Below are 14,174 nucleotides of genomic sequence, written 5' to 3'. Positions count from 1 at the left end.
AGGTACGGGGCAGAGCACATGCGCGTCACCGACTCACGCCGCTTTCGACTGCGCCAGCGACGCGAAGGTCTTGCCCTCCGCGGCGAGGCGCTTGAGCAGCGGCGCCGGTTCGAGCGAGGGATCGTTGGTTTCCTTGGCGTAATACGACAGCCGATCCGCGATGTGCTTGAGGCCGACCTGGTCGGCGTAGAACATCGGGCCGCCGCGATAGATCGGCCAGCCATAGCCATAGAGCCAGATCACGTCGATGTCGCTCGGACGCGCCGCGATGCCTTCCTCCAGGATCCGCGCGCCCTCGTTGATCATCGGGTACATCATGCGCTCGAGGATTTCGTCGTCGCTGACGGTGCGGGTCTTGCGGCCGAGGCGCTGCAGGGTTTCGGCGATCAGCTTCTCGACTTCCGGATCGGGCATCGGCGAGCGCGAGCCGCCTTCGTACTTGTAATAGCCCTTGCCGGTCTTCTGGCCGAAGCGGCCGGCTTCGCACAGCGCATCGGCGATCTCAGACTTGATGCCGCGATCCTTGCGCGAGCGCCAGCCGATATCGAGGCCGGCCAGATCGCCCATCGCGAACGGGCCCATCGGCATGCCGAACTTGGTCACGACAGCATCGACCTGCTGCGGCAACGCGCCTTCGAACAACAGCTTTTCGGACTGCTTGCCGCGCTGGGCGAGCATGCGGTTGCCGACAAAACCGTCGCAGACGCCGACCACCGCCGGCACCTTTGCAATTTTGCGCGCGATCGACACCGCCGTGGTCAGCGCATCCGGCGCGGTCTTGTCGGCGCGCACGATCTCGCACAGCTTCATCACGTTGGCCGGCGAGAAGAAGTGCATGCCGAGCACGTCCTGCGGCCGGCTGGTCACCTTCGCGATCTCGTCGATGTTGAGATAGGAGGTGTTGGAAGCCAGTACGGCGCCCTTCTTGGCGTATTTGTCGAGCGCGGTGAACACTTCCTTCTTGACCGCCATGGTTTCGAACACGGCCTCGATCACAAGGTCAGCATCTTTGACGTTCTCGAGGCCGACCACGCCCGTGATCAGGCCCATGCGCTTGGCCGGAGCATCGGCTGGGATGCCACCGCGCGCGGCGGTCGCTTCGTAATTCTTCTGCATCACGCCCATACCGCGCTTGAGCTGCTCTTCGCCTGTCTCGATCAGCGTCACCGGGATACCGGCATTCGCGAACGACATCGCGATGCCGCCGCCCATGGTGCCGGCGCCGATGATGGCGACGCGCTCGACATTGCGCGGCTTTGTGCCTTCGGGAACGCCGGCGACTTTTGCCGCCTCGCGTTCGCTGAAGAAGGCATAACGCTGCGCCTTGGACTGGTCCGACGACACCAGCTTGAGGAAACCTTCGCGCTCCTTCTTGAGCCCCTCGTCGAACGGCAGCTCAATGGCGGCGCGCACGGCGTCCGCCGCGGCGAACGGCGCTTCCAGCCCGCGCGCCTTCTTGGTCAATGCGGCAACCGCGTTGGTGAAGATCGAAATATCGGCTTTCGCCGCGGCGAGCTTAGAATCGTCGTCGCGCAGCTTGCGCAGCGGGCGCTTCTCGGCCAGCACCTTGAGCGCAAAGGCTTCGCCGCCGGTGGCTGGACCCTCGACGATTTCCTCGATCAGGCCGTGTTTGAGGGCCTCGGCGGCACCGATCGGATCGCCGCTGACGATCATCTTGACCGCCATTTCAGGGCCGATTGCGCGCGGCAGGCGCTGTGTGCCGCCGGCGCCGGGCAACAGGCCGAGCTTCACCTCGGGCAGGCCGAGTTTGGCTTCCTTGGTGGCGACGCGGTAGTGGCATGCCAGAGCAACTTCGAGACCGCCGCCAAGCGCAGTGCCGTGGATCGCGGCAACGATCGGCTTCGGCGAGTTCTCCATCGCCACCAGTACTTCATGCAGGCCGGGCGGCTTCGGCGGCTTGCCGAATTCGGTGATGTCGGCGCCGGCGATGAAGGTGCGGCCGTCGCAGGTCAGCACGATCGCCTTTACTTCCGGATCAGCGATCGCAGCCTTCATGCAGTCGAAGATGCCGCCACGCACGGCGGCGCTGAGCGCGTTCACCGGGGGGCTGTTGACCGTGACGATGGCGATGGCGTCATGACGTTCGAGTTTTACGACTTCGTTCACGGGACTCTCCCTGATGCCTGTTTTTGGATTGCCGCTCGAACTTGCGTTGAGTGGCTACGGCGTTTTGTTGATTTCGCACTGCGAAATTAAATTCCACATCTTGACAGGGAGGGTTATTTTGAAGCACGTCCCTTGTCAACGAGCTCAGCAAAGCAGCAGACAATGAAACGTCCAGGGAAGAAAGCGGCGACTGATCGCAGCTTCGTCGTCGCGCTCTCCCGCGGACTTGATGTGTTGCGCGCATTCCATCCCAACGACGGGCTTCTCGGCAATCAAGAGATCGCTGCCCGTACTAATTTGCCGAAGCCAACCGTTTCCCGGCTGACCTACACCTTGACCAAGCTGGGCTATCTTACACCCGTTCCACGGTTCGAAAAGTATCAGCTTGCGCCATCAGCCATGGCCCTGGGTTATGCCGCGCTGGCCAATCTCGGCGTTCGGCATTTGTCCGAACCTTACCGTGAAGAGCTGATGCGCGAGACCGGCGGCGCCGTTGCGGTCGGCGGCCGCGACCGTCACAGCATGATCTATTTCGGCCAGAGCCGTAACGGCTTGCTCGGCGTGCAGCTCGACGTCGGTTCGCGGGTACCGATCGCGACCACCGCGATGGGACGTGCCTATATCTGGGCACTACCCGACGACGAGCGTACCGCTTTGTTGCGCGAACTGCGCGAACATTACGGCAGTCGCTGGCCCCGGATGCGGGACGGCATTGAGCGCGCAGGCGAAATGGTTGCGCGTCAGGGCTTCACGATCTCCGCAGGCGAATGGCAAGACGATGTGCACGCGGTCGGCGTGGCGTTGAAGCTCAACGACGGAACCGGACCGTATGCCTTCAATTGTGGCGCGCCCGCTTTCCGTTTCACGGAAGATCGCTTGATCAACGACATTGGACCTCGCCTCGTGACGATGGTAAGGAACATCGAGGCGGCGCTGGGCGGCGCGGCCCCGCAATCCAAAAAAGCAGAAAACAAGAAGTTGAAAGCAGGAGGGAAAGTTGCACGTGTGGTCGAGGGGATCAGGTAGCCATCATCATGGCCGGCGCAAGTTTTCGCGCGGTCATTCCCGCTCCGTGAGTCACTCCATGAGTCACTTGGGCGAGGCGCGATGACGCGGGCACAACTGGCGCAGGGAAATGCTCCCCTGCTTGCGGTTCGCGACGTCAGCGTCGTGTTCGGCGGCATCATCGCGTTGAATGGCGTGTCCTTTGACATGCACAAGGGAGCCATCCTTGGTCTGATCGGACCGAACGGCGCCGGCAAGACGACGCTCTTCAATTGCCTCTCCAGGCTTTATCAGCCGTCTTCCGGCGATATCCTGATGGAAGGCCAAAGTATCCTGACGCGCCCGCCGCACCGGATCGCCGAGATCGGCATCGGCCGCACCTTCCAGAACGTCGCGCTGTTTCCCAACCTCTCGGTGATGGACAATGTCCGGGTCGGCACCCATGCGCGCACCTCGAGCGACATCATCAGCGACTCGCTGAAGCTCGCCTGGGTTCGCCGCGGCGAAGCCGAGGTCAACAAGAAGGTCCACGAGATCCTCGGCTACCTCAACCTCGAAGACGTCGCGCACACCATCGTATCCGGCCTGCCGTTCGGCACCCAGAAGCGCGTCGAGCTGGCGCGCGCGCTGGCCGCCGACCCGAAGATCCTGCTGCTCGACGAGCCTGCCGGCGGTCTCAACCACGAGGAAGTTCACGTGCTCGGCGATCTGATCCGCCGCATTCGCGACGAGCGCCACATGACGGTGCTGCTGGTCGAACATCACATGGGTCTTGTCATGTCGATCGCCGACCATGTCGTCGCCCTCAATTTCGGCCGCAAGCTCGCCGAGGGAACACCGGCCCAGGTCCAGGCCGACCCGGACGTCATCAAGGCCTATCTGGGGAGCAAGGACCAATGACCGCGATGCTCAACGTCAAGGATTTGCGGGCCTATTACGGCCAGGTCCAGGCACTTCACGGCCTTTCCTTCTCGCTCAACGAAGGCAGCCTGACCACGCTGCTCGGCGCCAACGGCGCCGGCAAAACCACCACCCTGCGGGCGATCTGCAACATGGTGCGCTCCACCGGCGCGATCGAATTCGAGGGCAAACCACTGTCAGGGCGCTCGACCGAAAACGTCGTCCGTCTCGGCATTGCGCATGTGCCGCAGGGCCGCGGCACTTTCACCACCATGACGGTGGAAGAGAATCTGCAGCTCGGCGCGATCACCCGCAGCGACTCGAAGAACATCGTTTCCGACATCGAGCGCATGTACGCGCATTTCCCGGTGCTGAAGGAACGCCATACCCAGCAGGCCGGAACGCTCTCGGGCGGCGAGCAGCAAATGCTCGCGGTCGCGCGTGCGCTGATGCTGCGGCCGCGGCTGATGCTGCTGGACGAACCGTCGTTCGGGCTCGCGCCCCTGATCGTGCGCGACCTGTTCAAGATCCTCGGCAAGATCAACCGTGAGGATAAGGTCACCATCCTGGTGGTGGAGCAGAACGCGCAACTGGCGCTGGAACTCGCCGACCATGCGTATGTGATCGAAACCGGACGGATCGTGATGTCGGGCGCCGCCAAGGACATCGCGACCAACGAAGACGTCCGTAAATCTTATCTCGGTTATTGAGGAATAGGCCATGGAGCTGTTCACCAACCAAGTCCTGGCCGGCATTGCCACGGGCGCGATCTATGCCTGTATGGCGCTCGCCGTCGTGATGATCTACCAGGCGATCGACCATCTTAACTTCGCCCAGGGCGAAATGGCGATGTTCTCGACCTTCATTTCCTGGCAGCTGATGCAGTGGGGCATACCTTACTGGTGGGCCTTCCTGGCCACGCTGATCATCTCCTTTATCGGCGGCATCGCCATCGAGCGGTTGCTGTTCAAGCCGCTGGCCAAGGCCCCTATCCTGACCAACGTCGCCGGCTTCATCGCCCTGTTCGCGATCGTCAACTCGCTCGCCGGCCTGATCTGGGACTTCACCATCAAGCAGTATCCGACGCCGTTCGGATCCTCGCCCTTCCTCGGCAGCCAGCTGATCTCGACCCACCAGGCGGGCATGATCGGCGTCACTGTGCTGCTGCTGGTCCTGCTGTTCGTGTTCTTTCAGTACACGCGGATCGGCCTTGCGATGCGCGCCGCCGCGTCGCTGCCTGAATCGGCCCGCCTCGTCGGCATCAACGTGTCGTGGATGATCGCGCTGGGCTGGGGCATGGCGTCGGCGATCGGCGCGATCGCCGGCATCCTGATCGCGCCTGTGGTGTTCCTGGAGCCGAACATGATGGGCGGCGTGCTGATCTACGGATTTGCCGCAGCCGTGCTCGGCGGCCTGTCCAGCCCGCTCGGCGCCGTGATCGGCGGCTTCCTGGTCGGCGTCTTTGAAAATCTCGCCGGGACCTACATTCCCGGCGTCGGTAACGAGTTGAAACTGCCGATCGCGCTTGCGCTGATCATCACCGTCCTGGTTGTCAAACCGGCTGGGCTGTTGGGCCGGCCCATCGTGAAGCGAGTTTGATCATGAGCGCAGCTGAAGAAGTCGTAGAAACACCCGCCGTCGAAGCCGTTCCGAAGCGAGCCATGACGCTCGGTTTGGGCACCTCGCTGGTGGTGCTGGCCGCGCTGATCATCGCACCGATGTTCGTCAAGAACTTCATCATCTTCCAGATGACGCAGATTCTTTATCTCGGGCTGGCAGTGCTCGCCCTGAACATCCTGACCGGCGGCAGCGGCCAGTTCTCGCTGGGCCAGAGCGCGTTCTACGCGGTCGGCGCCTACACGTCGGCGATCCTGATGGAATACAGCGGCATGAACTATGCGCTGACGCTGCCGATCGCAGGCGTGATCTGCTTTGCCTTCGGCTTCGTGTTCGGCCAGCCCGCGTTGCGGCTCTCCGGGGTCTACCTCGCGCTGGCGACCTTCGCGCTGGCGGTCGCCATGCCGCAACTGCTCAAGCTCGGCTTCTTCGAACACTGGACCGGCGGCGTACAGGGTCTGGTCGTGACCAAGCCCGATGCGCCGTTCGGCATGAAGATGGGCCAGGACATGTGGCTGTATTACTTCACCCTCGCGATCACGATCGGGATCTACCTCGCGTCGGTGAACCTGCTGAAGTCGCGTTCCGGGCGCGCCTTCATGGCGATCCGCGACAACGAGATCGCGGCTTCCGCGATGGGCATCAACGTCGCGTTGTACAAGACGCTGGCGTTCGGCGTCTCTGCCGGCATCACCGGCGTTGCCGGCGGCCTCGGCGCCATCGCCGTGCAGTTCGTGGCGCCTGACAGCTTCACCGTCAACCTTGCGATCCAGCTGTTCCTCGGCATGGTCGTCGGCGGTGTCGGCTGGCTGCCGGGATCGATCATCGGTGCGGCCTTCATCATCTTCGTGCCGAACATCGCGGAGGGCATTTCCAAGGGCCTCTCCGGCGCCGTGTTCGGCGTGCTGCTGTTCCTCGTCATCTTCCTGGTGCCGCACGGCGCAAGGCAGGTCGCAATGATGGCGCAGCATCTGCTGGGTAAGCTGATGAAGAAAAATTGACATCAGTGGCCTTTGTCGGCGACATCGTCAGCGGCGAACTTCATAATTAATATTCCGCAACACGGGCGGCTCGCCCGGATCGCCGGCTAAAATATCGCCTCCCGCGACCACGTCGCGGGGGGCTTTTTGTTTGCCCGGCGAGGGCGAAAGGTATTCAATACAGACAGGAGCCGAGAAGCGCTCCAGCGACAACAACAACGACACATTCATCGTGGTCTCCAGGGAGAGAAAAACATGCCTGCTATCAACTTGCGATTGGGGGCCTTTTCGGCTGCCCTCGCATTGCTCGCCGCCACCAGCAGCGGTGCGCTTGCACAAAAGAAATACGACACCGGCGCGTCCGACACCGAAATCAAGATCGGCAACATCATGCCCTACAGCGGCCCCGCTTCCGCCTACGGCGTGATCGGCAAGACCGAAGACGCCTACTTCAAGAAGATCAACGCCGAAGGCGGCATCAACGGCCGCAAGATCAACTTCATCAGCTATGACGACGCCTACAGCCCGCCGAAGACGGTGGAGCAGGCACGCAAGCTGGTGGAGAGCGATGAAGTCCTGCTGGTTTTCAATCCGCTGGGCACCCCGCCCAATACGGCGATCCAGAAGTACCTGAACTCCAAGAAGGTGCCGCAACTGTTCGTCGCCACCGGCGCCACCAAGTGGAACGATCCGAAGGACTTCCCCTGGACCATGGGCTGGCAGCCCAACTACCAGAGCGAGTCGCAGATCTACGCGAAGTACATTCTGAAGAACAAGCCGGACGCCAAGATCGCGGTGCTCTATCAGAACGACGACTACGGCAAGGACTATCTGAAGGGCTTCAAGGACGGGCTCGGCGCCAAGGCGGCGTCGATGATCATCATCGAGGAAAGCTACGAAGTCTCGCAGCCGACCATCGATTCCAACATCGTCAAGCTGAAGTCGCTGAATGCCGACGTGTTCTTCAACGTCACGACGCCGAAGTTCGCCGCCCAGGCGATCAAGAAGATGAACGAGATCGGCTGGAAGCCGATGCACATCCTCAACAACGTCTCGGCCTCGATCGGCAGCACGATAAAGCCGGCCGGATTCGAGAACGCGCAGGGCATCATCTCGTCGCAGTACTTCAAGGATCCGACCGACGCACAGTGGAAGAATGATCCGGGCATGAAGGCCTGGAACGAGTTCCTGGACAAGTATTATCCGGAAGCCAATCGCGCCGACAGCGCAGTGATGTACGGCTACAACGTGGCGCAAGGCCTCGTGCATGTGTTGAAGGCCTGCGGCGACGATCTGACCCGGGCCAACGTCATGAAGCAGGCCGCCAGCATCAAGAATCTCGAACTCGGCGGATTGTTGCCGGGCGTCAAGGTCAACACGTCACCGACCGACTTTGCCCCGATCTCGCAATTGCAACTGATGATATTCAAGGGCGAGACCTGGGAACTCTTCGGCGAGGTCATCAGCGGCGACGTTGGCGGCTAACGCCCAGCCGGCCTGACTACCAAAGAAGCAGCCCCTGCGGTCTCGCCGCAGGGGCTTTTTCTTGCTGCCTGCCGCCAAATCGTATTCAATCCCGCCACGTCATGCGCGAATGGCAACCAACAAGAGAGCATGACGCTTGCACCAAAAACATCTCAAAAGGGAGACTTGGAATGCCTATTGCTACCAGCAGACTCGCCATTGCCTCGGCCGCGTTCATTGCGTTCGCAGCCACGGGCAACGGCGCGCTCGCTCAAAAAAAATATGACACCGGCGCCACCGATACTGAAATCAAGATCGGCAACATCATGCCGTATAGCGGCCCTGCTTCCGCCTATGGCGTGATCGGCAAGACCGAGGAGGCCTATTTCAAGAAGATCAACGCCGAGGGCGGCATCAACGGCCGCAAGATCAATTTCATCAGCTATGACGATGCTTACAGCCCGCCGAAGACCGTCGAGCAGGCCCGCAAGCTGGTCGAAAGCGATGAAGTGCTGCTGGTGTTCAATCCGCTCGGTACCCCGCCGAATTCCGCGATCCAGAAATACTTGAACACCAAGAAGGTGCCGCAGCTGTTCGTCGCCACCGGCGCCACCAAGTGGAACGATCCGAGGACCTTTCCCTGGACCACGGGATGGCAGCCCAACTACCAGAGCGAAACCCAGATCTACGCCAAGTACATCCTGAAGGAGAAGCCGAACGCCAAGATTGCGGTGCTCTATCAGAACGACGACTACGGCAAGGATTATCTGAAGGGCTTCAAGGACGGGCTTGGCGCCAAGGCCGCATCGATGATCGTCATCGAGGAAAGCTATGAAGTCTCCGAACCGACGATCGATTCCCACATCGTCAAGCTGAAATCGACCGGCGCCGACGTGTTCATCAACATCACCACGCCGAAGTTCGCGGCGCAGGCGATCAAGAAGAACGCCGAAATCGGCTGGAAGCCGCTGCACTTCCTCAACAACGTCTCGGCCTCGATCGGCAGCGTCATCAAGCCGGCCGGCGTGGAAAACGCCCAGGATATCATCTCGTCGCAATACCTGAAGGATCCCACGGATGCGCAGTGGAAGAACGATGCCGGCATGAAGGCCTGGAACGAGTTTCTGGACAAGTATTATCCGGAGGCCAACCGCGCCGATGCCAACGTGATATACGCCTACACCGTCGCCCAGGGTCTGGTGCATGTGCTGAAGGCTTGCGGCGATGACCTCACGCGCGAGAACGTCATGAAGCAGGCCGCCAGCATCAGGGACCTGGAACTCGGAGGCTTGCTGCCGGGCATCAAGGTCAACACGTCGGCCACCGACTTTGCGCCGATCTCGCAGATGCAACTGATCAGGTTCAAGGGCGAGACCTGGGAACGCTTCGGCGAAATTCTCTCCGGTGACGCCGGCGGCTAGCGCGTTTTCGAGCGAAGTGGTTACCGGTTCGCGCAAAGAAAACGCGTCAAAACAAGAATCTAGAGGTTCGATTCTGATACAATCAGAACCGAACCTCTAGCGATCCGGAATCCCGATCGCCTCATATTGGCTCAACATCGCCCCCGTGGCGCCGTCCACGGGGGTTTTCTTTTGCGGCATTTGGATGGATAACGGAATCCCATCTGCGATGACCGGCCGCCGAGAAACAATGACCGACCGACGCCCCCTCCTGCGTGCGATCTTCGATGCGGCCGTCGCGGCCGCGCATCCCGACGTCGTGCTGTCGGCGCATCTGCGCCCCGCACCCAGGGGCCGGGTGATCTGCCTTGCCGCCGGCAAGGGCGCCGCGGCGATGGCTGCAGCTGCCGAGCGGTACTACCTCGAGACGCTGGCGCTCGATCCGCAACGGCTCACCGGCATTGCAACCACCCGGCACGGCCATGGCGTGCCGACACGGCGGATCAGGGTGGTCGAAGCCGGCCATCCCGTGCCCGACCAAGCCGGGCTGAAGGCCGCCGACGACACGCTGCGTCTCGCGGCAGAGGCGACCGCCGACGATCTGTTGCTGGTGCTGCTGTCCGGCGGCGGTTCGGCGAACTGGATCGCCCCGGTTGATGGCGTTTCCTTCGCGCAGAAGCAGCAGGTGAACCGCGCGCTATTGCGCTCGGGCGCGCCGATCGGCGAGATGAATATCGTCCGCAAGCACCTGTCGCGCATCAAGGGCGGCCGGCTGGCACGCGCCGGCAGCCGCGCCGCCGAAATCGTCACGCTGGCGATCTCCGACGTGCCGCATGACGACGCTTCGGCGATTGCATCGGGGCCGACGGTGCCGGATCCGACCACGCTGGCGGACGCCCGCGCGCTGGTCGCGAAGTACAATCTCGCCGTCGACGACGCCATCTGGCGTGCACTGGAAGACCCCAACAATGAGAGCTGCAAGCCCGGCGACTCTGCTTTTTCCCGTGCCGAGTTCGAACTGATCGCGCGGCCCAAGGCGTCGCTCGAAGCGGCGGCCAGGATCGCACAGGATGCGGGTTACGCCGTCATCGATCTCGGCGCCGATCTCGAGGGCGAGGCACGCGAGGTCGCGGCCACACATGCGCAACTGGCATTCAAGGCGCGCAGCGAAGGCAAGCGGACCGCGATCCTGACCGGCGGCGAACTCACCGTGACGGTGCGCGGCAATGGCCGCGGCGGTCCCAACCAGGAATACGCGCTGGCGCTGGCGAGCCTGCTCAAGGAGACACCGGACATTTGCGCGCTGGCCGGCGATACCGACGGCGCCGATGGCGGCGCCGGCAGCGCCAGCGATCCCGCAGGGGCCATGATCGACCAGACCACCTTTGCCAGGATGAAATCGCTTGGCCTCGATCCCAAGGCCTATCTGGACAACAACGACGCCACGGCATTTTTTGTGGCCACGGGCGATCTGCTGCTGACCGGTCCGACGCTGACCAATGTCAACGACGTCAGGGTGATTCTGGTCGACTGAGTTTCGGCTGGACGGTCCCTGGATTTTCGTCGGCCCAGCCCCGGAATGTTAACCCTTTGTTGAGGATAATCTCGGGAATCCGCCGGCCGTTGCAGCCTCTCAAAGCTGCAATTCACCAGCCTGGTCCTTAATGGGTCCCTCCTTATCGCCGGGGTGCCGCAAATCGCGGCAGGGGACACGGAAATGGTCGATATTGCTGCGGGTGCCATCTGTCCCGAGCCAGCGCATCTGAGTGCGCGGCTCGAAGAAGCCATCAATCATCTGTCGCTTGGAATTGTCGTCTTCAATGAGAAGCGGCAGGTCGTTTTCTGCAACAAGCGCTACGCGGAGATGTACGGGCTCTCGGCCGAACAGGTGAAGCCGGGCACGCCGACCAGCGAGTTGATCCGGCACCGGCTGAAGCTCGGCCTGAAGGTGCCGGTAGCGCCCGATGACTATGTTCGCCAGCGCGTCGGGCAGGACATTGCACTCGACACCACGGTCCAGCAGTTCACCGACGGCCGGATCATCGCCTACACGGTCTACCCGGTGCCCGGCGGCGGCGGGATGGCGACCCACGAGGACATTACCGAGCGCGAAGGACTCCATGCCCGGCTGAGGACTCAGTACGAACTTGGAAAGGCGCAGGAAGAGACGTTGCGGATACGCAACATCCAGTTCGACACCGCGATCAACAACATGTCGCAGGGGCTGTGCTTCTTCGATACCGACCACCGCCTGATCGTGTGCAACGACCGTTTCGTCGAGATGTACGACATCCCGTTCGGCCGCGTCGGCCCCGGCACGCCGCTGACGGAAGTCGTCGATCTCCGCTTCGAAGCCGGCAGCTTCCCCGCGATGACCCGCGATGAATACCTGCACTGGCGCACCAACGTGGCGATTTTCAACGTCGCAAAGGACAGCATCGTCGACCTGAAGAACGGCAAGACGTTCAAGATCCGCCACCGGCCCATGCCGGGCGGCGGCTGGGTCGCCACGCACGAGGACATCACCGAACAGCGGCAATCCGAGGTCAAGATCGAATACATGGCGCACCATGATTCGCTCACTGATCTTGCCAATCGGGTGCTGCTCAACGAGCGGCTCGAACATGCGCTGGGCCGCGAGGAGACCGTCGCGGTTCATCACCTGGATCTCGACCAGTTCAAGGCGGTGAATGACACGTTTGGTCATCACGCCGGCGACAAGCTTCTGAAGATCGTCGCCGAGCGGCTCTGCGGGCTGGTTCGCGACACCGACACCATTGCGCGAATGGGCGGCGATGAATTCGTCATCGTGCAGGCCCCGATCGCGGATCCCGCCGACGCGACGTCTTTGGCGCAGCGCGTCATCGGCCTTTTGAGCGAGCCCTACGACATCGACGGCCACCAGGCCGTGATCGGCGCCAGCATCGGCATCTCGGTCGGCCCCGGCGACGGCATGAGCCCCGACAAGCTGCTGCGCAATGCGGACCTCGCGCTGTACCGTGCCAAGGGCGACGGACGCGGCACATTCCGGTTCTTTGAGCCGGTGATGGACCTGCAGATGCAGACGCGCCGCGTCATGGAACAGGATCTGCGCAAGGCGCTGCCCGCGGACGAGTTCGAGCTGTACTATCAGCCGGTGGTCAATCTGGCGAGCAACGAGATCAGCGGATTTGAAGCCCTGATCCGCTGGAATCATCCGACCAAGGGCATGATTTCGCCGGCCGCCTTCATCCCGCTGGCGGAAGAGATCGGCTTTATCGTGCCGATGGGCGAATGGATCATTCGCGAGGCCTGCGCCACCGCGGCGCAATGGCCTGATAACCTCCACATCGCCGTCAATATTTCGGCGGTGCAGTTTCGCAGCCCCGGCCTGATGCGGGTGATAACAGGCGCGCTGGCCGCATCCGGGCTGGACCCTGCCCGGCTGGAGATCGAGATCACCGAAACCGTGCTGCTGCACAACAAGGAAGCGACTCTCGCGGTGCTGCATCAACTGCGCGAGCTTGGCATCCGGATCGCGATGGACGATTTCGGCACCGGCTATTCCTCGCTGACTTACTTGCAGAGTTTTCCATTCGACAAGATCAAGATCGACCGCTCGTTCGTCAAGGACATCACGGAAAACTCGGGCTCGCTCAACATCGTGCGCGCAGTCGCCGCGCTCGCCAATGGCATGGGCATGACGGCCACCGCCGAAGGCGTGGAGACAAAGGAGCAGCTCGACCGCATCGCGTCCGAAGGCTGCACGGAGATGCAGGGCTTCCTGTTCAGCAAGCCGCTTCCCGCCCGCGAGATCGAGCGGCTGTTCCTGACGGGGAATGCGGCGAAGCTCGGCCGTATCGTCGCGGCCTGATTAATCCACCACTGTCATTCCCCGATGCGCAATTGCGCATCTGAGGGCGCGCGCAGCGCGAACCTCAGATGTGCAATTGCACATCGGGGAATCTCGAGATTCCGGGTTCATCGCTGTGCGATGCCCCGGAATGACGGGCTGGCTAAAACTCGGCGGCGATCTTCGACAGCATTTCGAGCAGCGCGACGCGATTGGCCGGGCCGAGCACTTCGTTGAGGCGGGCCTCGTGCTTGGTGGCGACGAGCTTCTTGGCGCGCGCCAGCACCGCGCGGCCCTTGTCGGTCAGCATCAGGATATGGGAGCGGCGGTCGTTGGTCGAACGCATCCGCGTGCAGAGATCGCGGCTTTCCAGCGCGTCGAGCATCGCCACGAAATTCGGCCGGAGGATGCCGAGCGTATTGGCGATCTCGGTCTGGTTGCGGCCGGGATTCTTGTCGAGCAGCAGCAGCACCGAAAATTGCGCCGGCGTCAGTTGCAGCGGCGCGACGCAGCGCAGGAAGTCCTCGAACACCCGGAGTTGCGCCCGCTTCAGCGAATAGCCGAGCAGGTCGGACAATTCGCCCATTTGCAGGGCGGCGTTGTCAGCTGCAGCATCGACAGCCTCCTTGCCGTTGGCGCGGGAAGGCTTGACGGCGTCGGTGGCGGCCTTGGAAACTGTCATCGCTCGCGCTTCGCTATCCCGATAAAAAGGTCCGCCAGTGTTCCGGGCCTTGAGGTTATGTTTGATAATTGTTATAGACTATATCAAATGTCGGCGTCTTTCAACTGCCGATACCGGACCGCCGGCTAGCCCTTGGGGTCAAGACCGGCGCGACGCGTGAGGGGGAG

The 14,174-nt window shown here is 62.2% G+C and carries 12 protein-coding genes; 9 read left to right on the top strand and 3 right to left on the bottom strand.

Annotation, left to right across the window (positions count from 1 at the left end; all coding sequences use genetic code 11):
• Nucleotides 1-33 precede the first annotated feature (33 nt).
• Complete coding sequence (locus ACSQ84_RS31840) at nucleotides 34-2,127, bottom strand: 3-hydroxyacyl-CoA dehydrogenase NAD-binding domain-containing protein (RefSeq protein ID WP_436215698.1); 2,094 nt, start codon at nucleotides 2,125-2,127, stop codon at nucleotides 34-36.
• Between the two features lie 162 nt (nucleotides 2,128-2,289).
• Here ACSQ84_RS31840 and ACSQ84_RS31835 point away from each other — a divergent pair, with 162 nt between their 5' ends.
• The 5 genes from ACSQ84_RS31835 (at nucleotide 2,290) to ACSQ84_RS31815 (ending at nucleotide 6,650) form a co-directional block, all read left to right on the top strand.
• Nucleotides 2,290-3,153 carry an IclR family transcriptional regulator gene (locus tag ACSQ84_RS31835; RefSeq protein WP_436215793.1) on the top strand — a complete coding sequence of 288 codons (864 nt, stop codon included), beginning with the start codon at nucleotides 2,290-2,292 and terminating at the stop codon, nucleotides 3,151-3,153.
• An 81-nt stretch (nucleotides 3,154-3,234) separates the two neighbouring features.
• Nucleotides 3,235-4,032 (top strand): ABC transporter ATP-binding protein, encoded by a 798-nt coding sequence (locus ACSQ84_RS31830; protein WP_436215697.1) that lies wholly within the window; start codon nucleotides 3,235-3,237, stop codon nucleotides 4,030-4,032.
• Nucleotides 4,029-4,742, top strand: coding sequence for an ABC transporter ATP-binding protein (locus ACSQ84_RS31825; RefSeq protein ID WP_436215696.1), 714 nt, complete (start codon nucleotides 4,029-4,031; stop codon nucleotides 4,740-4,742). The genes ACSQ84_RS31830 and ACSQ84_RS31825 overlap by 4 nt, the downstream gene beginning before the upstream one ends.
• Before the next feature lie 10 nt (nucleotides 4,743-4,752).
• Nucleotides 4,753-5,631 carry a branched-chain amino acid ABC transporter permease gene (locus ACSQ84_RS31820; RefSeq protein WP_436215695.1) on the top strand — a complete coding sequence of 293 codons (879 nt, stop codon included), beginning with the start codon at nucleotides 4,753-4,755 and terminating at the stop codon, nucleotides 5,629-5,631.
• Between the two features lie 2 nt (nucleotides 5,632-5,633).
• Entirely contained in the window at nucleotides 5,634-6,650 is a 1,017-nt protein-coding gene (locus ACSQ84_RS31815) for a branched-chain amino acid ABC transporter permease (RefSeq protein ID WP_436215694.1), read from the top strand.
• 27 nt (nucleotides 6,651-6,677) lie between these two features.
• Here the strand turns inward: ACSQ84_RS31815 and ACSQ84_RS31810 are convergent, their stop codons facing one another.
• Nucleotides 6,678-6,860, bottom strand: a complete 183-nt coding sequence (locus tag ACSQ84_RS31810) for a hypothetical protein (RefSeq protein WP_436215693.1) — start codon at nucleotides 6,858-6,860, stop codon at nucleotides 6,678-6,680.
• Between the two features lie 24 nt (nucleotides 6,861-6,884).
• Between ACSQ84_RS31810 and ACSQ84_RS31805 the strand changes: the two genes are divergently transcribed.
• From ACSQ84_RS31805 to ACSQ84_RS31790, 4 genes are all read left to right on the top strand, one after another.
• Entirely contained in the window at nucleotides 6,885-8,114 is a 1,230-nt protein-coding gene (locus ACSQ84_RS31805) for an ABC transporter substrate-binding protein (protein ID WP_436215692.1), read from the top strand.
• 170 nt (nucleotides 8,115-8,284) lie between these two features.
• Nucleotides 8,285-9,514, top strand: coding sequence for an ABC transporter substrate-binding protein (locus ACSQ84_RS31800; RefSeq protein ID WP_436215691.1), 1,230 nt, complete (start codon nucleotides 8,285-8,287; stop codon nucleotides 9,512-9,514).
• Nucleotides 9,515-9,743: 229 nt separating this feature from the next.
• On the top strand, nucleotides 9,744-11,027 hold the full coding sequence (locus tag ACSQ84_RS31795) for a glycerate kinase type-2 family protein (RefSeq protein WP_436215690.1): 1,284 nt from the start codon (nucleotides 9,744-9,746) through the stop codon (nucleotides 11,025-11,027).
• Nucleotides 11,028-11,210: 183 nt separating this feature from the next.
• The gene (locus ACSQ84_RS31790; RefSeq protein ID WP_436215689.1) at nucleotides 11,211-13,346 is read left to right on the top strand and encodes an EAL domain-containing protein; all 2,136 of its coding nucleotides are present in this window, start codon (nucleotides 11,211-11,213) and stop codon (nucleotides 13,344-13,346) included.
• A gap of 142 nt (nucleotides 13,347-13,488) precedes the next feature.
• Here the strand turns inward: ACSQ84_RS31790 and ACSQ84_RS31785 are convergent, their stop codons facing one another.
• Nucleotides 13,489-14,007, bottom strand: coding sequence for a MarR family winged helix-turn-helix transcriptional regulator (locus ACSQ84_RS31785; protein ID WP_436215688.1), 519 nt, complete (start codon nucleotides 14,005-14,007; stop codon nucleotides 13,489-13,491).
• Between the last annotated feature and the right edge of the window lie 167 nt (nucleotides 14,008-14,174).

Source organism: Bradyrhizobium sp. LjRoot220, assembly GCF_964252915.1.
Classification (GTDB): Bacteria; Pseudomonadota; Alphaproteobacteria; order Rhizobiales; family Xanthobacteraceae; genus Bradyrhizobium.
Note: the sequence above shows the minus strand (reverse complement) of the source record. Positions and strands in the feature narration are given on the sequence as shown.

Excerpts from the sequence above, each read along its gene's own strand:
- ACSQ84_RS31835 (WP_436215793.1), top strand. The coding sequence starts at position 2,290 with ATGAAACGTCCAGGGAAGAAAGCGGCGACTGATCGCAGCTTCGTCGTC.
- ACSQ84_RS31830 (WP_436215697.1), top strand. The coding sequence starts at position 3,235 with ATGACGCGGGCACAACTGGCGCAGGGAAATGCTCCCCTGCTTGCGGTT.
- ACSQ84_RS31825 (WP_436215696.1), top strand. The coding sequence starts at position 4,029 with ATGACCGCGATGCTCAACGTCAAGGATTTGCGGGCCTATTACGGCCAG.
- ACSQ84_RS31820 (WP_436215695.1), top strand. The coding sequence starts at position 4,753 with ATGGAGCTGTTCACCAACCAAGTCCTGGCCGGCATTGCCACGGGCGCG.
- ACSQ84_RS31815 (WP_436215694.1), top strand. The coding sequence starts at position 5,634 with ATGAGCGCAGCTGAAGAAGTCGTAGAAACACCCGCCGTCGAAGCCGTT.
- ACSQ84_RS31810 (WP_436215693.1), bottom strand. The coding sequence starts at position 6,860 with ATGAATGTGTCGTTGTTGTTGTCGCTGGAGCGCTTCTCGGCTCCTGTC.
- ACSQ84_RS31805 (WP_436215692.1), top strand. The coding sequence starts at position 6,885 with ATGCCTGCTATCAACTTGCGATTGGGGGCCTTTTCGGCTGCCCTCGCA.
- ACSQ84_RS31800 (WP_436215691.1), top strand. The coding sequence starts at position 8,285 with ATGCCTATTGCTACCAGCAGACTCGCCATTGCCTCGGCCGCGTTCATT.
- ACSQ84_RS31795 (WP_436215690.1), top strand. The coding sequence starts at position 9,744 with ATGACCGACCGACGCCCCCTCCTGCGTGCGATCTTCGATGCGGCCGTC.
- ACSQ84_RS31790 (WP_436215689.1), top strand. The coding sequence starts at position 11,211 with ATGGTCGATATTGCTGCGGGTGCCATCTGTCCCGAGCCAGCGCATCTG.
- ACSQ84_RS31785 (WP_436215688.1), bottom strand. The coding sequence starts at position 14,007 with ATGACAGTTTCCAAGGCCGCCACCGACGCCGTCAAGCCTTCCCGCGCC.